The sequence below is a fragment of the Stenotrophomonas sp. STEN046 genome (genome assembly GCF_056759755.1).
The window spans coordinates 1-24,239 of record NZ_JBRRDR010000037.1 but is presented as its reverse complement, the minus strand read 5'-3'; the positions used below and the strand labels follow the sequence as shown (position 1 = coordinate 24,239).

Annotated in this window: 24 protein-coding genes; 13 read left to right on the top strand and 11 right to left on the bottom strand. The window is 59.8% G+C overall.

Translation table 11 applies throughout. The features are described from left to right. Positions 1-44 precede the first annotated feature (44 nt). The 4 genes from ACVOLJ_RS15805 to ACVOLJ_RS15790 all read left to right on the top strand — a co-directional run bounded on the left by ACVOLJ_RS15805 (position 45) and on the right by ACVOLJ_RS15790 (position 1,889). Positions 45-560 (top strand): hypothetical protein, encoded by a 516-nt coding sequence (locus tag ACVOLJ_RS15805; protein WP_481564550.1) that lies wholly within the window; start codon positions 45-47, stop codon positions 558-560. A gap of 1 nt (position 561) precedes the next feature. Beyond that, positions 562-1,062 carry a hypothetical protein gene (locus tag ACVOLJ_RS15800; protein ID WP_481564549.1) on the top strand — a complete coding sequence of 167 codons (501 nt, stop codon included), beginning with the start codon at positions 562-564 and terminating at the stop codon, positions 1,060-1,062. A 133-nt stretch (positions 1,063-1,195) separates the two neighbouring features. After that, positions 1,196-1,354: a hypothetical protein gene (locus ACVOLJ_RS15795; RefSeq protein ID WP_481564548.1), complete on the top strand. Its 159-nt coding sequence runs from the start codon at positions 1,196-1,198 to the stop codon at positions 1,352-1,354. A 40-nt stretch (positions 1,355-1,394) separates the two neighbouring features. Next, a complete protein-coding gene (locus ACVOLJ_RS15790) occupies positions 1,395-1,889 on the top strand; it encodes a hypothetical protein (protein ID WP_481564547.1) in 495 nt (164 codons plus the stop codon). A 142-nt stretch (positions 1,890-2,031) separates the two neighbouring features. Here the strand turns inward: ACVOLJ_RS15790 and ACVOLJ_RS15785 are convergent, their stop codons facing one another. Further along, a complete protein-coding gene (locus tag ACVOLJ_RS15785; protein WP_481564546.1) occupies positions 2,032-2,631 on the bottom strand; it encodes a hypothetical protein in 600 nt (199 codons plus the stop codon). A gap of 201 nt (positions 2,632-2,832) precedes the next feature. Between ACVOLJ_RS15785 and ACVOLJ_RS15780 the strand changes: the two genes are divergently transcribed. Together ACVOLJ_RS15780 and ACVOLJ_RS15775 are read left to right on the top strand one after the other, a co-directional pair. Then, complete coding sequence (locus ACVOLJ_RS15780) at positions 2,833-3,291, top strand: energy transducer TonB (protein ID WP_481564545.1); 459 nt, start codon at positions 2,833-2,835, stop codon at positions 3,289-3,291. A gap of 78 nt (positions 3,292-3,369) precedes the next feature. Next, positions 3,370-5,004 (top strand): hypothetical protein, encoded by a 1,635-nt coding sequence (locus ACVOLJ_RS15775; protein ID WP_481564544.1) that lies wholly within the window; start codon positions 3,370-3,372, stop codon positions 5,002-5,004. A gap of 75 nt (positions 5,005-5,079) precedes the next feature. On the opposite strand, the gene ACVOLJ_RS15770 is transcribed toward ACVOLJ_RS15775, so the two are convergent. Further along, positions 5,080-5,400: a hypothetical protein gene (locus tag ACVOLJ_RS15770; protein WP_481564543.1), complete on the bottom strand. Its 321-nt coding sequence runs from the start codon at positions 5,398-5,400 to the stop codon at positions 5,080-5,082. 267 nt (positions 5,401-5,667) lie between these two features. Between ACVOLJ_RS15770 and ACVOLJ_RS15765 the strand changes: the two genes are divergently transcribed. The 3 genes from ACVOLJ_RS15765 (at position 5,668) to ACVOLJ_RS15755 (ending at position 8,358) form a co-directional block, all read left to right on the top strand. Then, on the top strand, positions 5,668-6,888 hold the full coding sequence (locus ACVOLJ_RS15765) for a S1 family peptidase (RefSeq protein WP_481564542.1): 1,221 nt from the start codon (positions 5,668-5,670) through the stop codon (positions 6,886-6,888). A gap of 402 nt (positions 6,889-7,290) precedes the next feature. Beyond that, positions 7,291-7,512, top strand: a complete 222-nt coding sequence (locus ACVOLJ_RS15760; protein WP_481564541.1) for a hypothetical protein — start codon at positions 7,291-7,293, stop codon at positions 7,510-7,512. A 477-nt stretch (positions 7,513-7,989) separates the two neighbouring features. Next, a complete protein-coding gene (locus tag ACVOLJ_RS15755) occupies positions 7,990-8,358 on the top strand; it encodes a hypothetical protein (protein ID WP_481564540.1) in 369 nt (122 codons plus the stop codon). 269 nt (positions 8,359-8,627) lie between these two features. Here the strand turns inward: ACVOLJ_RS15755 and ACVOLJ_RS15750 are convergent, their stop codons facing one another. The 6 genes from ACVOLJ_RS15750 to aceE form a co-directional block, all read right to left on the bottom strand. Next, positions 8,628-9,662, bottom strand: coding sequence for a hypothetical protein (locus tag ACVOLJ_RS15750; protein ID WP_481564539.1), 1,035 nt, complete (start codon positions 9,660-9,662; stop codon positions 8,628-8,630). A 134-nt stretch (positions 9,663-9,796) separates the two neighbouring features. Continuing rightward, positions 9,797-10,243: a hypothetical protein gene (locus ACVOLJ_RS15745; protein WP_481564538.1), complete on the bottom strand. Its 447-nt coding sequence runs from the start codon at positions 10,241-10,243 to the stop codon at positions 9,797-9,799. A gap of 453 nt (positions 10,244-10,696) precedes the next feature. Next, positions 10,697-11,887 (bottom strand): hypothetical protein, encoded by a 1,191-nt coding sequence (locus ACVOLJ_RS15740; protein ID WP_481564537.1) that lies wholly within the window; start codon positions 11,885-11,887, stop codon positions 10,697-10,699. Further along, positions 11,865-13,268, bottom strand: coding sequence for an ATP-binding protein (locus ACVOLJ_RS15735; protein ID WP_481564536.1), 1,404 nt, complete (start codon positions 13,266-13,268; stop codon positions 11,865-11,867). Before ACVOLJ_RS15735 ends, ACVOLJ_RS15740 begins: the two co-directional genes overlap by 23 nt. Next, positions 13,240-15,090: an ATP-binding cassette domain-containing protein gene (locus ACVOLJ_RS15730; RefSeq protein ID WP_481564535.1), complete on the bottom strand. Its 1,851-nt coding sequence runs from the start codon at positions 15,088-15,090 to the stop codon at positions 13,240-13,242. Before ACVOLJ_RS15730 ends, ACVOLJ_RS15735 begins: the two co-directional genes overlap by 29 nt. 311 nt (positions 15,091-15,401) lie before the next feature. Beyond that, on the bottom strand, positions 15,402-18,089 hold the full coding sequence (aceE, locus tag ACVOLJ_RS15725) for a pyruvate dehydrogenase (acetyl-transferring), homodimeric type (protein WP_481564534.1): 2,688 nt from the start codon (positions 18,087-18,089) through the stop codon (positions 15,402-15,404). A gap of 627 nt (positions 18,090-18,716) precedes the next feature. Here aceE and ACVOLJ_RS15720 point away from each other — a divergent pair. Continuing rightward, positions 18,717-19,277, top strand: a complete 561-nt coding sequence (locus ACVOLJ_RS15720; RefSeq protein ID WP_481564533.1) for a PadR family transcriptional regulator — start codon at positions 18,717-18,719, stop codon at positions 19,275-19,277. 64 nt (positions 19,278-19,341) lie between these two features. Further along, complete coding sequence (locus ACVOLJ_RS15715; RefSeq protein ID WP_481564532.1) at positions 19,342-20,139, top strand: siderophore-interacting protein; 798 nt, start codon at positions 19,342-19,344, stop codon at positions 20,137-20,139. A gap of 43 nt (positions 20,140-20,182) precedes the next feature. On the opposite strand, the gene ACVOLJ_RS15710 is transcribed toward ACVOLJ_RS15715, so the two are convergent. Continuing rightward, positions 20,183-20,980: a hypothetical protein gene (locus ACVOLJ_RS15710; RefSeq protein ID WP_481564531.1), complete on the bottom strand. Its 798-nt coding sequence runs from the start codon at positions 20,978-20,980 to the stop codon at positions 20,183-20,185. A 91-nt stretch (positions 20,981-21,071) separates the two neighbouring features. On the opposite strand from ACVOLJ_RS15710, the gene ACVOLJ_RS15705 reads away from it, so the two are divergent. Then, the gene (locus ACVOLJ_RS15705) at positions 21,072-21,473 is read left to right on the top strand and encodes a hypothetical protein (RefSeq protein WP_481564530.1); all 402 of its coding nucleotides are present in this window, start codon (positions 21,072-21,074) and stop codon (positions 21,471-21,473) included. Between the two features lie 199 nt (positions 21,474-21,672). Here the strand turns inward: ACVOLJ_RS15705 and ACVOLJ_RS15700 are convergent, their stop codons facing one another. Both ACVOLJ_RS15700 and ACVOLJ_RS15695 read right to left on the bottom strand, forming a co-directional pair. Continuing rightward, the gene (locus ACVOLJ_RS15700; protein ID WP_475279466.1) at positions 21,673-22,380 is read right to left on the bottom strand and encodes a YceI family protein; all 708 of its coding nucleotides are present in this window, start codon (positions 22,378-22,380) and stop codon (positions 21,673-21,675) included. Positions 22,381-22,455: 75 nt separating this feature from the next. Next, on the bottom strand, positions 22,456-23,046 hold the full coding sequence (locus ACVOLJ_RS15695) for a malonic semialdehyde reductase (RefSeq protein ID WP_475279467.1): 591 nt from the start codon (positions 23,044-23,046) through the stop codon (positions 22,456-22,458). Between the two features lie 122 nt (positions 23,047-23,168). Between ACVOLJ_RS15695 and ACVOLJ_RS15690 the strand changes: the two genes are divergently transcribed. After that, positions 23,169-24,128 (top strand): mitochondrial fission ELM1 family protein, encoded by a 960-nt coding sequence (locus ACVOLJ_RS15690; RefSeq protein ID WP_475279468.1) that lies wholly within the window; start codon positions 23,169-23,171, stop codon positions 24,126-24,128. The last annotated feature ends 111 nt before the right edge of the window (positions 24,129-24,239 follow it).

The window sequence follows — 24,239 nt, the reverse complement described above, 5'->3', positions numbered from 1 at the left end:
GCGCGACTCAACCTTCGACCAATAAGGCCTTCTAGGGAAGAACGATGCCGATCCGATTCAAGCCTGTCGAGAACACCGCGTTTGACCCAGAGAGCGGCGTGACCATTTCCTTCCCAAGAATCCTACCCGCAACCGCGGGTGATGGAAGCGACGCCAACGAGTATCAGTACATGTTCAGTCGTGATCAGCAGCGTGTCGGTGCAACGGGATTCTTCGGCACCGAACAGGTCATCGAACGGAATGGAAGTCGCGAAGTGCGCTACACACTGGAATTGAGTCCGAAGCAGGTGCTTGACTCCATCCTTAGATTGCAAAAGGTGCTGGGGAACAGCGATGACAAGTTTTCGTTCATCTGCGGTGTTGCGGAAGGGCTGGTGAACGTATTTTTTGGACAGCCCAGCAATCCTGAGAGTCGCCGCTATCTGGCCATCGCCAAGGTTGATGAAATGCTCCGGATGGGGATATTACCGCCTGAAAGTTCCATCCGCTTGCCGAATGGCTGGCTCGTCCTTGCAGAGCTTCACCTTGCCAGTAATCTCCCCACGAAACGCAGGGACTGAGATGCCCTTCCACTTCCAAGCCAAGCCCTACTCGTCGCTCGATCCAATCAGCGAAACAGAGATCCCTCGTCCAAGAACTGGTCCGACTGTCCTGGCAGACGGCCGGCACGGGACCGAGTACCAGTTTGCCATCTATCGAGGAGAGTCGCGGGTAGGCAGGGTAGGGTTCGATGGGTGGGATGAAACGACCCAGGATGTGGGTCGCCCTGTCCACTGCTTCGTCTTTGACCTTAGGCAAGCTCAGGTCATCCACGCCATGCTGGCATACAAGCAGACGTTGGGTAGTGTCGATGACGACTTCATCTATCTCCAAGGCCTCGCACAAGGCTTCGTACTGTCATTCGCCGGTCGGACTAACAATGATGAGGCCCTACGGTACCTAGCGTTGACCAGCCCACAGACACTGATGGAATCGCAGGTCCCGGTGCCCGCAAACGTCGCCAGAATGGACGACGGCTCCATTGTGCTGGCCAGCGTCGACGTCCCTGTACTCGGCGGCTGAGGTTATATTTCATCTTCGATGATTTTGTGAAGACCACGCTTGGCGGCGCAACCCAGGTTGGGACCGGAGATGCCCTGACAGCGCAGCAGGTGTCCGATGTCATCACCTATCTGAAGTCGCCCGGATCTGGTCCGTGCTGGCCAAAGACAACGATCTGTCACGCGTAGACCACGTGCTGCTGAGCAACGCGACCGCGCAGAACCCTGTGGGACACACGGTATTTCTGGTGCAGGGTGAGCAGGAGCAGCGGATGCAGCAGGAAGTGAGGGGATGGGCGGCGAGCATGGGGTGATCGCCGCCCGTAATTCATCAAGGGCAACCAAGGGAAGAGCATGCCAACTCGATTCTATCCAGATGCAACGGCCGAGGCCGAGTCGCAGAGTGCGGTCACTGTCATTCTGTCCCGACTAGAGGCTGGTGGAGCAGCCCCTGCCGATTACCAGTACTTGTTCTTCCGCAACGATGAACGCGTGGCCTTCGCAGGGGCACAGTCGGGACCGGATTGGTGCATTGAAACAGACGGGCAGCGTGAGAACATTTACTCCCTCGACATGACGCATCCGAATTCGCTTCGGAATCTCCTAACCAAGAAGTCGGATCTTGGCAGCGCCGATAGCGATTTTTCGTTCCTGCGTCGAATCGCCTACGCTCTACTGCAAGCGGCCGCGCCGGAGACCCGCGGCAAGTACCAAAATCGCTTCGTCGTGCTAACGACGATAGAGGCGCTTAAGGGGGCCGGAGTTTCATCGACCGAATACCATAATCTGGCTTCGTTTGAAGGATATCTGGTTCTCGCGAGCTTGCTGACTCCAGCCAGGGATGGATGACTTAGACCCGGTCTTACGCGGCTGGTATGGCCGGCGAAGGCCATTCTCGCCAGCGGCAACCACACAGGTAACGATATAGGGTCCTGGTTCCGTCTGGCCTTCCTGGGTCGCAGGCGCGTTGCTTGATTGACTGTCCATAGTCCTATTTCACGTTGTAGTTGGCCACAAGAAGCTCGATGTTGAGATGCGCGACTTGCGGGTTGTCCTGAAGATTGGTCACTTTCAGCCGGTACGTCCCGCGTGTCAGGTCCCCGGACGCAGCACTGGCCACCTCGTACTCCCTGTAGGCCAGTGACATGTCGAACTTTCCGGCGTCAACCAGGCTGTTCGAATCCGCACCGACCGCGCTCCTGTGTTCGAACACGTCGCTCTTGGCCGGTTGATATCGACTCCCTTGCCAGACAGCTGGCAGTTCGCGATTCAACGCTTGAAGCGGCACGGGGGTTTCGGTGTTGCCGTCCAGCTTCCACAACTGCACCTTCAGCGGAATCCGGGCGTCCTCAAGGAACTCGACATCTCCCGGCTTCATGTCGGGACGCTTGGGTGGCCCGCCGGTCCGGAAGCCGATCAGGAAAGTGCGCGGCTTGGGGTCCTTCTCCCAGGGCGGCGGCAGTTCAAAACGTGCCTCTACCGCTGCGCCTGCATGGACAAGGTCCATCGGCTTGGCGACGGGGAAACCATCGCCATACATCTGGGGTGCCTGCGCGCCACAGCCGCCCACAAGCAGGGGCAGCAGCGCCATCCATGGCCTCAGCAGGTGTCGCATCCGTTCCTCGCATCCAAGCACTCACTCGTAGGCAGTTTATACACCGCACCCACCGGCAGGGCCTGAACTGGTTTCACACCACCCGGCCGTGGATTGGGAATGTCCTGCGGCGTAACCATGCCTGGGCGAGCCGTGAAACCACGAGCCACGCGCCAGTGCAGCCACTATGCTGGGCAGATGCCGAATACTCACCGTTTCACGATCATGGCCGCTCGCATCGTCATGGCAGCCACCGCCCTTGCCTTGGCCGGCTGCGCTTCAACGCCGCCCGAGCCCGCTCCAGCCCCCTCGTCACTTGAACTACCGAAGGTCTCAACCACGCTCTTCACCGAGCCGGGCGACAACCCGGACCTCCCGGCGCTCACTCCGCCAAAGGCGCTGAATTCCCCGGCCCCGCGCGTTCCGTCAGATGCAACGTCGGTACGGGAAGCGGCGGAGACGATCCTGGTAGTGGACATCGGCACCGAAGGGGAAGTGCGCAATGTGATGGTTGCGCGGTCATCGCATAGCCGGGAGCTCGATCGTGTGGCGCTGGATACGCTCCGACAGTGGCGCTTCGAGCCTGTCGTACATAACGGTTCGGCCATCGCGGTGCGTGCGCGGGTCCGCGTGATAGTTGAAGCGCACAGGCCTTGATTCCCGCAAACCCCTGAATCTCTCAAGAAACCTCGAAAGCGGCCGCTATTGCCGTTCGAGCGTCCTTTCGAGATTCCGATGAGCACCGAGTACAGCACGCCGCCTGCACAGGCCGTCACCATCAATCCCATGCGACTGCCAAACACCCTGCATCTCACGCTGGGTGCATTTGCGCTGCTGTTCGGCCTCATCCTGCTGCTCAGCGTTACCAACGCCGATCAGGTGCGCAGCATGGGCATCGGTGCCGTCGGGCGCATGGCCACCGGCATCACGCTGCTGCTGTTCGGCGGCGTGCACATCCGCGAGGCCATGCGCTACTTCCGCTTCACCGTGGTACCCGGTGATTCGGGGCTCATCGCCCTGCCCAGTGGCGAAACTGAGCATCGCAGTTACCTGCTCAACGTCATCAACAACGGCATTCCGGTGCGGCAGCGCCCCTCGGGTGCGCTGCTGTCCATGTTCTATGGCTTGGTTCCGCAGCTGATCAACGCACCACCGACCATCCGCTGGCACGCCGAGGTCCAGCTGCAGCGGGCAATCTACCTGGCCGCGGTGCTGGTCAGCTTCGGCCTGGCATGGGTCTTCGCGCAGCCGGCCGCCTTCGCGTGGATGGCGGGCTTCTATTTCATTGTCTCGGTGATGCTGCTGCGCCCGTTCGCAACGTTGTCGGCCATTCGCAAGGGCGCCCTGGATGCGGCCAGCAACAACGTTCCCGCACCGCGCTGGTCGGCCATCGTTACGCTGCTGCTGATCTCCATCGCCGGGCCGCTGGCCATCACGCTTTCGCCGGTACAGGTGCCCGCCCCGCCGTTCGCGGTTTCCACGGTCGTGCTGCCCACCCTCGCCGTGCTCGGCAGCGGCCTCATTGCCAGCGCGTTGTTCACCGTGGCACTGATCTCCCAGACCGGCAGCTACAGCGCTTCGGCAGCACGGCATATCGTGGATGAGAAGATGCAGATGGCGGACCTCAGCGGCGGCCTCCTGCTGCGGCTCTCCAGCCGCATTCCGCAGCCGCACCATCGCTATGTGCATGAGCACAACGTCAGCAAGGACACCTTCGATGGCGAACTGCTGGTGGAAGAAGAGCCGAGCGTGCGCGCAGACCAGAGCGCGTCGGGGCTGATCGAGGCATTCCGCGCTGCATGGCAGTCACCCAGCCAGCAACCGCTGCTGGCGCTGGGGCTGTTCGGCCTGCTGCTGGGCGTTGTCGGGGTGGTGCTGGCCTTTGTGTATGCGCGCAGCAGCGGCAACGCAATGGTCGGGCTGGTGTCACTGGCCTTCGTCGCCTCCGCACAATTTGCGATGGCATCTGCACACAAGCTGTGGAATCGCGTCGATTTCCAGTCCACGCTGTACCGCATCCGCTACGTCGGCACCTATCATCGCGGCCAACGCGTAGCGGGCAATGCGTACGCAGGCAACGGCACGCTGGCCGAAGGCGCGGTGCGCTTCGGGCCGACCCGGGTGGAGGTATGCGTGGCCCAAGTGACCTCCGTGGCGTTCATGCACGGTGGCGCGCGGCATCTGACTGCCGTGGATCTGCAGCACGATGCCAGCAATGCAGTGATTGGCGTGATGCAGGACTACGCTCGCGAAGCGCAGGACTGCGCCAATCAGTTCTACGCACAGGAACACCAGGTGCGCGAGGTGATGAACCATGGCAGCCGCCCGCCGGAGCTGCCGCGCACGCAGCACCCCATGGCTGAGACCTGAGCCATCCACTCCTCCGCGCTGCTTCGGGGCAGGCGGAGGAGGTCTGGGGCGGCCGCGGGGACACGTGCTTCGGGACTACCTTGGCCTGCGCGAGTACGCCACCAACAACTCCGGCCGATAGGGCTTCAATTCCGGCAGCGGTGCAAGCAGCCGCTCGCTCACCTGGTAACGGCCAGGCGGCAGATCACGCGCTGCGGCAAACGCCAGTTGCGCGCATCGATCACCACGGGCCTCAAGTCCTGCGGCCTCCTGTGACAGAGTGTCTGCGTCACCCACCCAGCCGCCGGAAACCCGGCCATCGGCAGGAAGGGGTACATAGCTGCCGCCGCCACCGGGCAGCATCTCCACCTGCTTCAGCGGCACGCCTGCCGCACCGTTTGCCTGCAGGCGCTTCATGACCACCTCGGCCTGCGGTCCATCCTGAAGTCATTCGCCTGCGGCCAGCAGGCATCTCCCCATAATGGCCGCAAGAATCTGAATGCCCTGCTGCACGCGCTGGCCCTCCAACTGCTGCTCCTTGAACTGTGTTACCAAGACCGGGTGCGCAATCAGAAGCCGCTATGAGAACTCGAGCACAGCTGGAGCAAGCGCATGCGGATATGCTCGGCTCTCAATCAAGGATCTACGTCGCACGAAGGCAATCACCATCTCAAGGAGTTTGATATGCAATGGAAACAGCTGGCTTCCGCCGCCGCGTTCTTCATCTTCTACGGAACTGTCCAGGCCCAGATGCCTCCAGCCAATTCGGATGCAGAGAAGGAAATGGAGACCCTTGTCCATAGCTACATGAGTCGGCACGCCGGCGTCTCAGTCGATGCAGCAATTACTCGGCTAGCCGTTCAAGGTGAGCTTAACCCAGCCATGGACGACCTGAGCAAGGAGTTTGCGGACCGCCTGTCCGCCATTTCACTGAGGCATGCGCCCGATCAGCACATTTTTGTAGAGCTGACGGGTATGGACCCGGTAGCGAATCGGGTCGTAAAGACGGAAAGCGGAACCACCCGGGTGGTGTTCGAGGTTGGAAACGCACACACGGAAAAGGATTTTTTCCAGATACTTGAGCGAAACACCCCCCTCATCTACAGCTTGATTCCCGGCGTTACGGGAATCTCAGGCTTCCCAGGTGACAATCGCGTGCTCATCCGGATCGAAGGCAATGCGGAATTCGCGAGCAGCCTCAAGATCCATGTGCGAAAGCTGGAGCGGGCCACTGGTCTCAAGATCGACATTGAGCCCAATAGTCCCAAGGCACGCAATGCCGCCTATGTAGTGGGCGGTGCAGTACTTCAAAGCAACAACTCCTGGTGCACGAGCGGCTTTTCCGTGAAGCACACGGCTACAGGTCGAAGAGGCGTCATCACCGCTGGACACTGCCCCAACGATCTCATTTATGGGAACTACGCCACCGGTGCGGGCAAGTACACCCTGCCTCTCACTTACGTGGATGGCATTGAGGATGCCAGTCACGACCTGCAGTGGCACACAGTGGGCTCCCACACACCGTTGAGAGAGGTCTACGGCACATCCACGGTCGATTCCAGTAGGCGAGCGATCACGCTCATGTGGGGGACTGCGAAGGTGGGCCAGGATATCTGCTTCCGCGGAGTAAGGAGCGGGTACAGTTGCGGCGTAGTTGAGGAAAACACATACAATCCCGGAATCGCTTGTGGCCCTGGCGAGAATCTTCCATGTGCCGCTGCCTGGATAAGAATCACTGGCTCTCAGTTGGCATGCGGAGAAGGCGACAGTGGAGCTGCCATTTTCCAAGGAAACAGTGGATACGGAATTGTCGCAAAAGCCAACTCTGACTCGCCAATAAAGGGACAATGTAAAAGCCTTGTGGCGATGCCTTGGAGAGCCATCTCCGTGCTTGGGCTTGAATGATCAGACTGATCAATGGCCCGCCCTTCCTCAGTGGCGGGCCTTCTTGGCGTTCGGGTTTCACCGGCGTGGCTTTGGCCGCTAGGCCCGCGGTCCAGGTGCTTGGGAATAGCCAACGGTCGCTACTGCGACGAGCAGCACTACGCGCGCAGATGGTGACAACAGAAGCCGTTCAGCAGAGCATGGGGCTGGTGGCGGCGATTGAACGATACCAAGCGTGCGAGCAAGCCATGGCGGGACCACAGATGGAAGGTGGCGGCAGCGGGCTCCTTCGCCTGATGCAGCGGGGTTAGCGGCTGGCCGCCGTGAAGTTCCAGCAATTGATCAACGCCGACAACGCGTCCCGTTCTATGAGACCCACCGCAGCCATCCTTCCCCTCCTGCCCTTCCTGCCGGAGGATGACCATGACCAAGATCGACCCCGAATGGCTGGAAGACTTTGACAAGGAGCTCCTCCACCTGTTCGCCATCGACCATCGCGATGCCGGCATGAATGAGTACCTGCTGGGCTGCTACGCAGACCTGCCGCCGCGCGAAGCGGCACTGGCGTTCGGCAACGACTACGACCTGGAGCGCGACGATGCGCTGTGGCCACGGCCGGGATTGGCGCCTCAGATCGAGCGGTGACGTATTCGCCACTCTTTGCATCGCAGCCCCGATAGCGAGCTGTCGCAATTGGGACAGCACCATACCGAAACCGTGCAGCGTGATGCCCATACGCGTGACGGCTTAACATCGCTCGAAAGCCCTGCGCCGCAGGAGATGTGCCGCTTCCCTGCTATGCGACAATCCCGTAAGCGTCAGCATTTGCAGCCTCATTAGCCTGCGACTTCTTGGCATTTGGCATCTGTGCGGGTACACCTTGGCATGCCACCGAAACAGGGTGGCGCGGGTGTCGAAAACCCGTTCTGTAGCGATGTGTTTACGCTTGCCAGCCGGCGTCACCTTTGTGTGGCGCCGGCTGGCAATCCGTTCGCGTTCCATGGCGGGCGGTGCGTGGGGGTCTTCGGACCCACCGGCTTCGCTACAGACCGGTTTTCGAGCCACGCATCGTCCGCCACCTTTATTGGTGGCGCTGCTGTCTGTCCTGTACGGAGCATTGCCATGAACGCATCGGAATTCCGTTCCCTGCACGCGCAGTACGATCCGGCCAACGCCGAGCCGGAGCACGAACTGTCCGCCGATCCCAACGCCTTCGTCGCCACGCTGCGGCGCATTGGGACCGGTGCGGGTTCAGATGGCCAGCCTTGGCCGGAGCGGCATCAGCTGCCTGGGCGTTGTCTGGAACTGGCGGACGCGGACTGCGCTCTGGCGGGCCTGCGTGTGGTGCAGGAGGTGTTGCTGGCAGCGGAGCGCACGCGGCAGAACGGAGCGCCGGAGGAGTACCTGGGGGACCGGGTGATGGAAGGGTTGATGATGGCTTGTGTTGCGTTGACTGCGCAGGTGGCTGAGAGGCTGCAGGTGCGAGAGTAGACCCCTGGCCTACGGGCTCGCCTCCTTGGCCCTCGCAACTGCGTTGAGCGTCAACGCACCTGCAAGGGCCCGCTCCACGGAAAAAAGACCGAACGGAACCTCCATGTCTCGCACTCTAATATCGGTTATTTCATGAGATCCGCCCGAACAGCCAAACAATGCCCAAGCGCATACCGCGTAGTACACGCGAGGGCTCAAGAGCGCTATATAAACACCCACTACCATCTCATAGCGCACGACTCACAACACAGTGCCTCGAGGGCGTCCGGTCAAATGTGATCACCCAGCACCTCATCAATAATGTCATGCGCCTCGAGAAAATCAGAATCCGCCAGTTCATTTTTTGAAGGATCAAGTCCCGCCAAACGAACCTCTTCTAGCACCTGCTGCATGACATCAATTATTCTTCTTGGCGTGATTCTGTTCAACCGCCCCGCGATAAGCGCTATTGCATCGTCCGTGAAAGGAAAGAAATCACTCGCCGAGCCTTCATTAACACGCCACTCAGACATAATACTCTTAACAAAATCAATAGCCGCATCGCGATCCATGGTATCGAGATGAATTCTTTTCTGAATCCGCTCAAGAAGGTATTCATAGAAAATTGACGACATATCTGCTATTTCTGCAGAGAGACCTATCGCGATTCCGAACCTACTCGGACAGGAGTCATATATATGACGAAGAATATCATTAATGTCCCGAGCCTCCTTACCGGTAGCCCTTATAAGGTCGTCCATCTCATCGATCATCAGATAAACTGCGCTTTTAAAGCGTCGCGCATCATCACCAACCTTAATATCACTGACAACCAGATTTACGATTGCCGTGAACTTTGTCATAGCCTCGTAATCAGTCAGTTTTTCTGGACAAAGTAGCCGCCTCAGCTCATCCTGTGTGGAACACTCGTATATTTCATGTGCCAGCCGAGCCAGATCTGCCTGCGAGTAAAGTCGACGCAAGGCCTCCTCGTCACGCAGATCCGCCAAATTAGAATCAGACTCTCTGAGCTTGCTGATCACTCCACTAAGGAAGTTTCTGAATGCCCACAGGTCATTTACGTAGCCAGACTTGCCTACTATATCTGCCCGATATGCGCCGGCGAATGTAAGCGTGCCTTTGTCCTTCCTAAGGCTCGATATGTAATAAGCCAAGGAGTTGAATTCACCCTTCGCCCTGTGCGTTATCTCATTTATGGCCCATAGCAGCCCATGGGATTTACCGGTGCCGTATTGACCATAGAGCATCACAAAATTAACATTCCCAACTTGATCCGCACGAGATCTTGTCAGGAACTTCATCATCTGATTTCTTTGTTTCTCGTATCCGACCCAGATCCCAATTCGAGGGTCCCCACTATAGATTGGTTGGGATCGAAAAGGATTATCCTTGAGGTTCGAAGCAGAATAAAACGCTTCCGGAGCCAGTATGGTCATGTTCAGTTATTCCCAGCTAGAGAGTTTCGCACACCAATAACATCCAATGATCGCGCCGCGAGTGCAGTCGCGTAGTCGTCCGCATGCACAAGATCGAAATCTATAATCTCATAAAGAAGATTGTCATTAAGAGTCGAACTCGCCTCCATGCACTCCATTGTGAGCGCTGCGGAGCCAAGATACGCCGCGTCCGCCAACCCAGACGTCTCGGCCTGATAGTCACTTCCATCCTTCAGCTTGAAGATGAACAGATTTGCCTCAATAGCCTCATTAAAGAGGAAATTGATACCGTTAGCTTCTAAGCTAGAGAACTCTTTCAGCAGTTCCAGCGATCTCGGTGGGCGAGTGATAATTGTCACGTTAGCCCCCTCGTCGCAGAGATCATACAGCACCCGACCAAGCCTAGTTGTGGCAGCGAGACACCTCGGCTCAACCGTGTGACTGATCATGACAATCTCCTTATGCGGACACATCCGCCTAGAAAGAATCTTAGCTTGTAGTTCTGATTCGACCAAACTGCTAAGAAACCTTCGCCTTGCTGCGACAGTAGCGGTAGCTGCACTCACCGATACACGCACCCCGTCGTCCGCAACTCTAGTCATTGGGTGAACTTCGAGAGATACTTTTGGAGGATTCAACCTATCCTCGATGCTATGCTCACCTGCACGATAGAGGTAAACATCATCAGCACGACGGATAAATATCGCCCTCCAACCAGTTGTTCCTCTACTTATGTATCGAATCCATGCATCGTCGATACCATCGTATCGATGATCATCCTTATCTGATCTGAACAAGCCATTCTCATCAAATACTTTACTTAGCGCTCTTTTTGCAAAAGCAGGATCCGAATGATTCCTGAGATCAGAGACAAATTTATCATATAAATATAGCGCCACTCCTTAGCCCCTCCTTATCACGATAGAACCTTCACTTTGTCGTGATGGCCTGAACTCCAATCTGCGCGAATCCTTTTCAACTATCGACACCACCTCATCGACGAAATGATCGCCACCATTATCCAAACAGGACATTCCGAGTGCAGCCAGTCTAGCCACTCGAAGCGGGAGCTCCACTCGAACCATTGCACGATGGGGACTCAGCTGCCGGTACACAGAATAGATACTAGTCAACCATTCTAATGTACTAAGGTGCGTCTCCTCAGCAGTTCCGAACTCAGAATCTACAAATACGCCTTTCAGCCCACGAATGATTTCGAGCCTAGATGGACAAACCCAACTTGCCTCGCTAGGCTGAACGCCAAGAACGGCCATTTCGTCAGCATAGGGCCAGAAAGTGTAGCTCTTCCCCACATACTGGGACTTGCTTTGAAAGAGCGCCAGCAAGCGCGTACCACGCTCGGTTGCCTTGCCATCAGAAGAGATCAGACCGAGATCCCTGCTCCAATCTCGGCGGCGAGCCGGGACCTTCCGCATGTAGTCATCACTGATTTCGATTCCAGTGCTCGGCGCCTTAAGCAGCGGCCCTCGCGACTCATCCAGTGGACCGCTACGCCTTAACGCATGGACCCCAAGTCCAGCAGCGCGACCGCCGACGTTACCCTGCTGATTCTCGATTGTTATAATTCGATCTATCCGCTCCGCCGCGATCGGCGAGCTTAGAGTAATCTTTGCCGAAGCGCGCTTCGCAACAACCATAGACTTTAGGGATTCTCGAACCTTCGCAGGCACATACGATGAGGCCAGGCAATTTAAGAACACGTCACCATCGCCCGACAGGATCGAGTAGGCAAGAATTGGGGCGATTGCTTTTTCGAATTGCGCATCACTAAGATTAATTCTTAGAATCGCCAAAGCATCCAACGTCGGCAGAACAAAAACAGAATTAGATTCAACTTTAATTAGATCCAATGCACTTAGAAAGTCATATATATTGGCAGTTCTCAGACCCCAGCCGCCGTCGCAAGGACTTGACTCCAACAGCCTCTGTAGTGAACCCGAGGTCAACTCTTTGGTGGAAGCATATATATGAACAAGCCCGGAAACCCGAGACAAAGTATTCTCTAGACCGACCGAGTATCCTATTTTTCGAATAAGGATTCGATACGGATCACGATGGATTGTACCCGCCATGCGATGTAATCCTTGGTCTAATTGAAACGATCACGGTCCTGCTGGTGGAGTTATCCCCTACGAAGCACTCACCAGAATCCAAAAGCCTGAGCATATCCCCGAAGTCGCTAACGGTTGATCCTGCGACCTTCATCGATGAGAGGACTTTTGTCGGAATTCTATTCGAAGCAGCACTGATGTCACTTTGAAACGTTAGACGGTGATTTATGCTCAGGTTGACCTGACTGAGAATTCGATCGTCAATTGCAGATGGCTGCTGTGTTGCCATCACTAGTGATAGTCCGGCGTCTCTTCCTCGCTTGACATACTCGACAAGCGCGTCGCGAGCAGGTGAAGGAGCGTCCTTAGGTACCACAATGTGAGCTTCATCGATAAATAGCCATGCCTTGCCAGGAAGGCCACCCTCGCCATCTCCATTTCCGAAGAATGCATTAGCCTTCTTCCGCGAATGATGCTTACCCATTTCTCTAAACATCTTTCTAGCGATCATAGCCGCGACGATTGACTTATCCTCATTTCGAATGTCGCGTATCATCAGCACACTACATCTCCCGGGAGTCAGCAACTCCCGCATGTCGAGACCTCTTCTTGAAAAGAGCGCTGTTCGCTCAACATCTCTCAGCTTGTAAATAACCGCATTTCTTGTTGACTCCGCTGTACTCGCGAGACTGGCGCTCGACTCAATATGGCGAATCATGTCAGCAACATCATAGGACTTGCCTTCCAAGGCCTCGACGCATTGCGAGATTATATGGCCCTGGGGGCTATATAGTGGTTGCCCAATGAGAGTGCACCACTCCTCCGGCAGTACATCTCCAGCAGTTAACTGAAAACATACTTCTTTACCTGTAACGGCCTCAGTCCCCCTAGGAATGTAGACTTTGCAGTTCGAAAGGCTGTTCGGGCTCAGATTCCATCTCTTGAGATCCGCGATCTGCTCATCATTCTCCTTTATTCCAGCACGGGGTTCGTATGAAAGGGTCCAGAATTGATTCTGCATATCCAGCAGTATTGAACACTGGGGATCCACACCAGATTGGATCACACTAGGCACTGTTAGTGCACCAATTCCTTCCAATATGACGCCAAGATCAAAGCTCTTTCCTGACCCCCGCGTGCCGGATATATATATTACGTGCGGATAATCAATATCCAGCCACACTCCCGATCCCAACAGGTTTCGAGCAGGCGTATTCTCAATTACCTGACCAATATATACAAGGCCGTTAAGATCCTTCTTTTTTTTGCTCGACCTACCAATAATTACACCCTGCCCTTTAGGAGGACCTGCCAACTTAACGACAGGATCTGCGGTATTGTAGACAGCTCGATCAATTGAAGGCCCAATGCCACTAGGCAGAGAATCCGATGTAGTCTTCATTATACTCCTTGTATGACATCTGACTAACCTCACCCCCAAGACGCAGGTAGATCACCCGAGTCGGATTTAGCGCATCAATAAAGTGGCCGTGATTTGCCGCTGCCACAAATGCGATCCTCCCCACTCTGTTCACATGTTTTCTGAGGCTATGGGCAACTATACGTGCCGTAAGCGGATCAAGATCGGAACAGAACTCATCGATCAACCAGACACTAGCATCACCGAGCAGAAGGTTAGCAAGCATTGCCCGATACTGCTGCCCCCTACTTAGCAGGTTGAATGGCTTGACCAAGGCAAAGGCCTCCGATAAGCCCACCTCACTCAGTGCGCCCAAAGCTCTCTTGACCGAGGATCTTTCGGCAAGAATGTCGAAAATAGCACCGTCGCTTGGGAGCGGGCTTAGCCATTGCACCGTATAATCATTCGTGCTCTTGATATCAATCAATAATGACGCAGAGCTAGGCGCATTGCTGGAATCGAGAGCAGATAGAAGAGCGCTCTTCCCCGTGCCGCTCGATCCAGCTATCAATATTACATTCCCTGCAGAAGCCTCAATATCAATTCTAGACACGATTTTGGCTTTCAGTCTCGCGCCCTGAATTCCAAAACAATTAAGTATTATCCTTGAACTTTCCGTCTGACTTACTTCGTAATCGGAAGCAATCTCAAGCCCTCTCACTTCTACCTTAGCCCCGCCCAACTTCGCCTCATTTTCCCTGACACTTGGCGGAGGAAGATGTTGTTCCACAAAGTCCTGTGAAGGGCCATCCAAACCACAAATGTAGTACGGGATTGGAAACCTCAGGACTTTACCAAATATCACCCACTCCAGCGGATTCAACTCACCCACCGGATTGTCCGACTTCGTAATTTCCTGAAGCCTAGATAAGACATCATCAAAATCACTACCCGTTTCTTCACAATACCTCAGAAGAACTGTAAGATATTTCTTCTGAAGACTCATTATTCCGGAAGTGACCTCATACCCTCTAGACATACTCACAAGATCACGCACCACACGAGATATATTACCCTCAGTATTTCCCGCCAGCCGGAACCCTGATCGACCAACAAAATCTATATGATTCAGCATTTCTGCGGATATTTCCATAAACAGCGGACGCACACCACCAATATGCCACCGCTCCCGCGAGTACTGCTTTGCTTGATCGATTAACAATCTAGATATCCCTAGCCCTCTTAGCTCCGGATGGACAACAACTCTAGCGATGCGCACGATGCAGTTGACGTGCTTTCGCATTGCATGCTGATCCCATGTATCCCATGAGATGGGGCGGCTAGGATGGCTGAAGCCATGCCCGAACAGTGTGTGACGGGGCTTTGCCATTAGCAAAGGCATCTGAAGCTCGATGTATCCAGCCGGCATTCTCACCCCCCCTTCTTTTGTGAAGGCAAGCAATACCGCCTTGCGGCCACCGGATGAGAGCTTCGACGACGAAGAATCATCATCGGAAATGGCGGACTTATAGTGAAATCGCTCAAGATACTCAAAGTCCTGGCGATCAGCCTCGTCGGTTATCTCCTTAACTTTGAATTTGAATATTCTCTTTCCTAGCGAACGCGAACTTTCACTCGAGAATGGAGGTGCAATTCTTATGCGATCGGCATCATCCTCGGCCGATGCTGCGAAGATACTCTTGGGCTTCTCCGGATCAATCACGACCCGGTCCCCTTTCCCCAGCAGCGCATAACGGTGAAGTCGAATTATCTGCGTGCCGCCTCGACCATCTTCGATGGTTAGGCGCCTCTCGGCACCGCGGATGCTGACTGATCGAGATTTGTAGAATTGTAATTTGGACACGGTGCGCTTTTGCTTATCCCGTAGGCCAATCGGCCTCAACATTAATTATCGTGGTTGCCCGCTACTAAGTTAGCTCCCGCCGATGTGATAGTGCTCGCGGCAGCTCTACCACATCCGCCCCGTTGTAGAGAAGCCTTAGACTTCAGTTGTGCAGGTTGAAGATCCGGCTACATTCTGGAGGGACAGGGACCTCGGTGCTACTACTAGCGAGCTTGCAGGTCGTTTCAGAAGAACTGCAGCTAGCCGACGACTTTGTAGAAGCACGAAGGGCGGCCAATGGCCGCCCTTCGCGATTGCAGCTACTCTTTCAATCAAACCCCAACAGGATTAGCCTTCTCCGGATCAATCTTGTACTGCTTGATCGCCCGGGCCACATCCTTCGCGGTCATCTTCCCATCCTTCGCCAGCGCCGCAATCGCGGCATGCGCGATGTAGTACCGGTCCACTTCAAAGAACCGACGCAGGTTCGCACGCGTATCCGAACGGCCGAACCCATCGGTACCCAGCACCGTGTACGACATCGGCACGAACGCGCGGATCTGGTCCGCATACGCACGCACGTAGTCGGTGGCGGCAATCGCCGGGCCCTGGCGGCCTTCCAGCAGCTCGGTCACGTAGGCCTTGCGCTGCTCACCTTCCGGATGCAGGCGGTTGGCACGTTCCACGTCGAAACCATCGCGACGCAGTTCGTTGAAGCTCGGGCAGCTCCAGATGTCGGCGGTCACGCCGAAGTCCTTGTCCAGCAGCTCGGCCGCGGCAATGGCTTCACGCAGGATGGTGCCCGAACCCAGCAGCTGCACGCGCAGCTCGCCCTTCTTCGGCTTGCCAGCGTCGGTCAGCAGGTACATGCCCTTGACGATGCCTTCGGCCGCACCTTCCGGCATTTCCGGGTGGGTGTAGTTCTCGTTCATCAGGGTGACGTAGTAGTACTCGTCAATCTGATCTTCCATCATCGCCTTGGTGCCGTGCTGCAGGATCACCGTCACTTCGAAGCCGAAGGTCGGGTCATAGCTGCGCACGTTCGGAATGCCGCCCGCCACGATGTGGCTGAAGCCATCTTCGTGCTGCAGGCCTTCACCGTTCAGCGTGGTGCGGCCGGCAGTACCACCCAGCAGGAAGCCGCGGGTACGCATGTCCGCGGCCTGCCAGGCGATGTCACCCACGCGCTGGAAGCCGAACATCGAGTAGTAGATGTAGAACGGCAGCATCGGCACGTTGCTGACCGAGTAGCTGGTACCGGCGGCCATCCACGAGCTGATCGCGCCCGGCTCGCTGATGCCCTGCTGCAGCACCTGGCCGCTCTGGTCTTCGCGGTAGAACATCAGCTGGTCGGCGTCGACCGGCTTGTACTTCTGGCCGAACGGCGCGTAGATGCCGATCTGGCGGAACAGGCCTTCCATGCCGAAGGTACGGGCTTCGTCGGCCACGATCGGCACGATGTGCGGGCCCAGTTCCTTGTCGCGCAGGGTGATGTTCAGGCTCTGCACGAAGGCCATGGTGGTGGAGTAGCTGCGCTCGCCGCTGCTCTTCAGCAGGCGCTCGTAGCTTTCCAGCTTCGGCGCGACAAAGCTCTTCTCGGCCTTGCGGCGGCGCTGCGGCAGGTAACCACCCAGGGCACCACGGCGCTCCTGCAGGTACTGCACTTCCGGCGAATCCGGGCCCGGGTGGTAGAACGGCACCTGGCCATCGGCCAGCTGCGCGTCGGTCACCGGAATGTTGAAGCGGTCGCGGAAGTGGCGCACCGCTTCGTCGTCCAGCTTCTTGGTCTGGTGGGTCGGGTTCAGCGCTTCACCGGCGCTGCCCATGCCGTAACCCTTCACGGTCTTGGCCAGGATGACGGTCGGCATGCCGGTGGTGTTCACGGCCTGGTGGTAGGCGGCGTACACCTTGTGCGGGTCGTGGCCACCACGGTTCAGGCGCCAGATGTCGTCGTCGGAAAGACCGGCCACCATCGCAGCGGTTTCCGGGTACTTGCCGAAGAAATGCTCGCGCGTGTACGCGCCACCGAAGGCCTTGCAGTTCTGGTATTCGCCGTCGACGGTTTCCATCATCAGCTTCTTCAGGACGCCATTGGTGTCCTTGGCCAGCAGGGCATCCCAGTAACCGCCCCACAGCAGCTTGATGACATTCCAGCCGCCGCCACGGAACACGCCTTCCAGTTCCTGGATGATCTTGCCGTTGCCGCGCACCGGGCCGTCCAGGCGCTGCAGGTTGCAGTTCACCACGAAGATCAGGTTGTCCAGGCCTTCACGGCCGGCCAGCGCGATGGCGCCCAGGGTTTCCGGCTCGTCGCTCTCGCCGTCGCCGATGAAGCACCACACCTTGCGGTCGGACTTCTCGATCAGGCCACGGTTTTCCAGGTAACGCAGGAACTGCGCCTGGTAGATGGCGGCCAGCGGGCCCAGGCCCATCGACACGGTGGGGGTCTGCCAGTAATCGGGCATCAGCCACGGATGCGGGTACGACGACAGGCCGCCGCCGTCCACTTCCATGCGGAACTTGTCCAGCTGTTCTTCATTGATGCGGCCTTCCAGGAAGGAACGCGCATAGATGCCCGGGGCGCTGTGGCCCTGGATGAACAGCAGGTCGCCCGGGTGGTTTTCGCTCGGGGCGCGCCAGAAGTGGTTGAAGCCCACGTCGTACAGCGTGGCGCCAGAGGCGAACGAGGCGATGTGGCCGCCCAGGTCACCCGGCTTGCGGTTGGCGCGCACCACGGTGGCCATCGCGTTCCAGCGGATGATGGAGCGGATGCGCCATTCCAGCTCGGCATTGCCGGGGCTCTTGGCCTCCAGCTGCGGCTCGATGGTGTTGACGTATTCGGTAGTGGGAGAGAACGGCAGATAGGCGCCCGAACGACGGGTCAGTTCCACCATGCCTTCCAGCAGCTGATGCGCGCGCTCGGAGCCCTCGACATCAATAACGGCCTTCAACGACTCGATCCACTCCTGGGTTTCCACAGGATTCGGGTCGTTGTTCAGCACCTCGTTCAACCAGTTCATTAGCGCTCCCATTACCGCACGCACGCGCGCGACTGTTGATAGATTTCTAGACCGCAAAGTGTAGCGCACCAAGGGCTTTCGTCACTTGGCTACGCAGGCGTATGGATGCAACCGGCCAGTGTCCGCAAGGGCTGTCCCGGGTCAGCCGGCGGTGGCACAAGCCCCTGCCGCAGGCCGTTGTGGCGGCCTGCAAGGGCTGCGCCAGTTGTCGCCTGCGGCCCGCTGCGCCCATACGCAGGACGCAGTGTTACTGCCACCGATGACCGTTGTGGGCCAAGGCCGGCACCGCGTAGGCGTTGTCTGACGGCCTCCCGCTGAACCCGCGACAACGTGTCGCGCCTCCCTCTCGACGCCGGCCATGTGCCTGCGCAGGGTTGGCGGCGAGCAGGCCCCTTCCCGCGGAGTACCGCATGTCTGCTGCGCCCCTGCTGCCGGGGCCCGTCGTTGCGCGGCCCGCCAGGGATGACAGGCCGCGCAACGGTGGCTTGCGCGCTACGCACGCTTGCCCTTTCCCCTTGCTGCGCTTGACGCCATGGCCCGATTTGCCAAGCAGTCTGGCCGAAACCGTACTTGTCGGGTACGGCTTATCGATATATCGTTTGCATCACACGTTACCGATATATCGAAATGGGCCGACCCGCTTCCCCCAAGAGCCGCACCGACGATGCCGCGGTGCCCCGCCGCAACGGCCAGCCGCGCGTGCTCAGCCGTGGCGACCTGCGCCTGCTGGTGCTGGCACTGATCGGCGAGCAGCCGCGCCATGGCTACGAACTGATGCAGCACGTCAGCACCATGTTCATGCAGGCCTACACCCCCAGCGCCGGCACCATGTACCCGCTGCTGGCCAGCTTCGAGCAGGCCGGCTGGGTGGAATCGGAAGAGGTGGATGGCCGTCGTGTGTTCCGCATCACCAGCGCCGGCGAGTTCGAACTGAAGGTGCAGCGCACCCAGGTGCGGCTGGCGCAGCGTCGCGCGTTCGACCGCGCCCGCGAGATCACCAAGGCATCGCTGCCGGCGCCGCTGGCCAGCGCACTGCGCGAGTTCAAGCGGGCGCTGGTGCACCACCACGGCCGCTGGGCCGATGGCGAGGCCGAGCAGGTGGCCGCACTGCTGTCGCGCGCCTCGGCGCTGATCAACGGCCAGACCGGTAATGCCTCCGATCCCTTTTCAATGACCCAGCCAGACTGAATCCAGCCAGGTCTTCCCCCATGCCGCGCGCCCCACGCGCGACCTACCTCTGACAGGTAACCCCATGACCGAACATGAAAATACGCGCCTGCGCCTGGATGTGCGCTTCCGCGAACTGACCGTGCTGCGCAGCGAAACCGTGACCCCGCACATGCGCCGCATCGTGCTGGGTGGCGAGGATCTGGCCGGTTTCGATTCGCCCGGCGCCGACGACCACATCAAGCTGTTCTTCCCCAACGCCAGCGGCGAAATGGTGCTGCCGGTGCTGACCGCCGAGGGCCGCAGCTACCCCGATGGCAAGCAGCCCTCGCCGGCGCGCGACTACACCCCGCGCTGGTGGAACCACGAAACCGGCGAGCTGGCCATCGACTTCGTGCTGCACGACCAGGGCATTGCCGGGCCCTGGGCCGAACGTGCGCAGCCGGGCGACACGCTGGTGATCGGCGGCCCGCGCGGCTCGTTCGTGGTGGCCGACAGCTACGACGCCTACGTGCTGATTGGCGATGAAACCGCGCTGCCGGCCATCGCCCGCTGGCTGGATGTGCTACCCGATGGTGCCGAGGTGCAGGCATACATCGAGGTGGCCGACGAAGACGAACGCCAGGACCTGCCGCAGTACGAGAACGTGCGCATCCAGTGGCTGGAGCGCAATGGCTTTCCGGCCGCCAGCAGCACGCTGCTGGAAGACATGCTGACCGACTTCGAGGCCCCCGAGGGCGATGTGTTCTATTGGATCGCCACCGAATCACGCCGCGCGCGCATGATGCGCAAGTTCATTGAAGGCCACCTGGGTGTGCCGCGCGACTGGATCCGCTCGACCGGTTACTGGAAGGCGCATCCGGACGAAACCGACGGCGATTGACCGGCAGTACGGTGGGTGCGGACCGTTGGTCCGCACACTCCTGCTACTGGGTTTCCACCACGCCGGGCGCAGCCCCTCGCGTCCACCCAAACCGGTGCGCGGCCCAGATTTCCAGCGCCACCAGCAGCGCGATGATCAGCAGCGGCAGAATCAGGCCGAAGTACACGCCCGGCATCATGCCGTTGATCTGTGCCTTCACCAGCCGCAGTACACCACGCGTGTGCAGCAGCTCATCCATGCGCATGGTCAGTGCCTCGCGCACCACCTTCGGCTCCAGCCCGACCGTGCCGGCCTTGTCGATCAGCGTGTCTTCCACCGCTGCACGCAACAGCCCCGCACGCACCTTGCCGATCACCCAGCCCACGGCGCGTGCCATCGGGCCGTTGCCCAGCGTGTCCACGCCAGGCAGCGGGTGCTCGCTCAGGTAGGTGGTGGCCAGCGCATCGGCAATGTCGCCCACCGTGCCCTGGCTCTGCAGGGCCGCGCGCATGCGTTCGTCTTCCAGCGAAGCGGTGAAGCCTGCGCTCCAGCCTTCCACCATGGTCTGCAGGTGTGGCTGGAAATGATCGAGCTGCTTGAACAGCGCGCGGTGTGCGCCGGCACTGAAACCCAGCTGCAGGCCGAAGAACGCCGTGGCCAGCGGCAGCAGCAGCATGTACGAGGCCAGCAGCCAGTGATGCCAGCGCCGTTGCCGCTGCAGCCAGCCGCGCCGGTGTAGCGCGCGCCAGGCGAAGATGCCCAGCGCCAGGCCGAGCAGCGTGCCGAGCAGACTGCCGCCGATGAGATCGAGCACGCTCAGGCCGGTCCAGAATTCGCCGAGCCAGTACTGCGCTTCCTGCATGGTGTTTCCTTCCGTGGTTCAGTGCGGCCGCCATGGTAACCGCGACCCCATGCGACAATCGCGCTCCTTTCCTGCACCAACGAGGCCCCACGTGGGCAAACTGACTCTTAGCGGCGTGGACACACTGCGCACCCGGCTGGCCGATGACGCGGCCTGCGACGCAGCGCTGTCCACCTTCGCCGAGCCCGCCGCGCTGCGCGAGCCGCTGCGTGCGCTGGTGGAGGCGCAACACCGCTATCTGCAGGCCGAGAATGAAGTGGCACAGGTGGCCGACATCCTGCGCCGCGACCAGAAGTACGCGCCGGTCGGTCGCCCTTCGATCAACATCGTGCAGCTGCGCAAGCAGCAGGCGGCCACCCGCCAGGCCGCGCTGATCGCCCGCCAGGTGGTGGCGCAGGCCGCACAGACCTTCGTGCGCGCAAGCGCCATGACGGTCAAAGCCAAGCACAGCCCGAGTGAGGCGTGTGCGGCATGGTTGGCCACGCTGCGCTGAGGGATCGTGCGGACCAACGGTCCGCACCCACCCAATGCAGGTTGGCACCTACCGGGTAGTGCCGGCCGCTGGCCGGCAACCCCATCAGCATCGGGCTCCTCGCATGCAGCCGGCCAGCGGCCGGCTCTACCAGAATCCAAAAAGAAGGCCCGCTTTTCAGCGGGCCTTCTGCCTTCTCACGACGAGTGAGCGGGTTGCATCACGCAGCCGGCTTTTCGCCGGTCGCTTCGGTGGTGATGCGGATCTTCACTTCATCGCTGACGTTCGGGGCGTAGGCGCCGACGCCGAAATCGCTGCGCTTCAGCGTGGTGGTGGCATCGAAGCCGGCGGCCGGAACCTTGGCCATCGGGTGCTCGCCGCCGCCGTTCACGGTGACGTCCAGGGTGACCGGCTTGGTGATGCCCTTGATGGTCAGGTCGCCGGTGACGGTCAGCTTGTTGGTGCCGGCCGATTCCACCTTGGTGCTCTTGAATTCAGCAGCCGGGAACTTGCCGGCGTCGAAGAAGTCGGCGCTCTTCAGGTGTTCGTCGAACTTGGCGGTGAAGCTGTTCAGGCCGCTCAGCGGCAGCTTCACGGTGACGGTGGACTTGGTGACGTCGGTGGCGTCGTACACCAGGGTGCCTTCGGCGTTGCCGAAGTGCGCGCTCGGGTTGGAGAAGCCGAAGTGGCTCCACTGCGCCAGCACGTCGGTGTGGGTCGGGTCGAGCTTGTAGGTGCCCGAGGCGATCTGGATCGCTTCGGCCGCCGGGGCGGCAGCAGCGGCATCGGCAGCCGGGGTAGCAGCCTGTTCGGTGGTGGCCGGGGCGGCGGCATCAGCAGCCGGGGCAGCGGTGTCGGCCGGCTTGGAGCAGGCGGCGATGGCCAGGGTCAGGGCCAGCGGCAGCAGCAGTTTACGGGTGGCGCTCATCTCAGGAACTCTCCGGATCGTAGGGTGGGTACAGCAGGGACCGCCAAGGGGGCGGCCCGGAATCGATACAGCGACTTACGCGATGCGCGCCGCTTCGTCGAACGACAGGCGCGGCAGACGGGGGAACAGGCCCGAATCGTCACCGTACCCCAGGTTGACCAGGAAATTCGACTTGATGCTGGTGCCGGCGAAGAAGGCTTCATCAACCTTGGCGTTGTCGAAGCCGGACATCGGGCCGGCATCCAGGCCCAGCGCGCGCGCGGCCAGGATCAGGTAGGCGCCCTGCAGGCTGCCGTTGCGGAACGCGCCTTCGTGGCGGCCTTCGCGCGGGCCGTCGAACCAGGCCTTGGCATCGGTGTGCGGGAACAGGTACGGCAGCTTCTCGTGGAAATCCTGGTCGAAGGCCACGATGACGGTGACCGGCGCGGCCAGGGTCTTGCCGTGGTTGCCCTCAGACAGCGCCGGGGCCAGCTTGGCCTTGGCCTCGGCCGACTTCACGAACACGAAGCGGGCCGGGCTGCCGTTGGCCGCGGTGGGGCCGAACTTCAGCAGGTCGTACAGGGCGTGCAGCTGGGCGTCTTCGACCGGGGTGTCGAGGAAGGCATTCTGGGTGCGTGCAGTGCGGAACAACTGGTCCAGTGCAGCAGCGTCGAGCGCGTGGGACATCGGTGGATCTCCAGGGCGGCTAAGGTCAGTGCCCGCGGGCGGCGCGGGGCGAATCATCGAGCCGCAGTGTAGAGTGTCGCGACTGTTGCAACACCCAGCAGGACTGAAACGAATTAATGCCAATGGTGAAACGATCGAGCACGCCATGGACGGTCACCGACGGCCGCGCCGGCAACGTCCGGCAGGCGGTTGCGCTGGCCTCGGCACTGCGCCTGGGCACCCATCGACCGCTGCTGCTGCAACCCCGCGCGCCATGGCGCTGGCTGGCACCGCGGCGCCTGCCCGGGGATGTGAATGGCTACGGCGAGGCATTAGCGACACTCGCTGCCGAGCCCCCGGCACTGGCCATCGGGTGTGGCCGCCAGGCCGCCGCTGCGCTGCGCGTACTGCGTGCGCGCGGCAGCCAGGTGGTGCAGATTCTTGACCCGCGCATCGGTGCCCGCCACTGGGATGTGGTGGTGGTGCCCGAGCACGACGCCCTGCGTGGCAGCAACGTGCTGACCCTGGTTGGCAGCCTGAACCCGGTGGACGATGACTGGCTGGCCTGGGGCCGCGCGGCGTTCGCCAGCTTCAGCACCCTGCCCGGCCCACGCACCGCGCTGCTGGTGGGCGGACCGACGCCGCTGGCCCCGTGGGACCAGCCGGCGATGGTGGGTGTGTTCCAGGCCCTGGCCGCGCAGATCCGCAGCGAAGGCGGCAGCCTGCTGGCCACCACCTCGCGACGGACGCCGCCGGCACTGGCCGAGATTCTGCGCGCCACCTTCGCCGATCTGCCGCATGTGATCTGGGGTGATGGCGGCGATGGCGTGAACCCGTATGCGGGCCTGCTGGGCTGGGCCAACCGGGTGGTGGTGTCGCCCGATTCGGTGAACCTGCTTTCCGAGGCCAGCGCTACGCGCATGCCGGTGATGGTCGCCCTGCCCGGCACCGCGCAGGGGCGGCTTGCGCGTTTCCAGCAGCAGCTGCGCGAGCGCGGCCGGTTGCAGCCGCACTGGCTGGACTGGCAATACGACCGCATCGAGCCGCTGCGCGAAACATCACGGATTGCGGCCGAGGTGAAAGCGCGTCTCGCACTCCGGTAGTGGGGGGGGCGGGCGGGGCGGGAAGACGGGGGCCCCAACACCCGACGGGGTTGGGGGGCGGGGGCCGCGCGCACCGCCGGCCGCCCCCGGGCGATCTGACAGGGTGGGCGC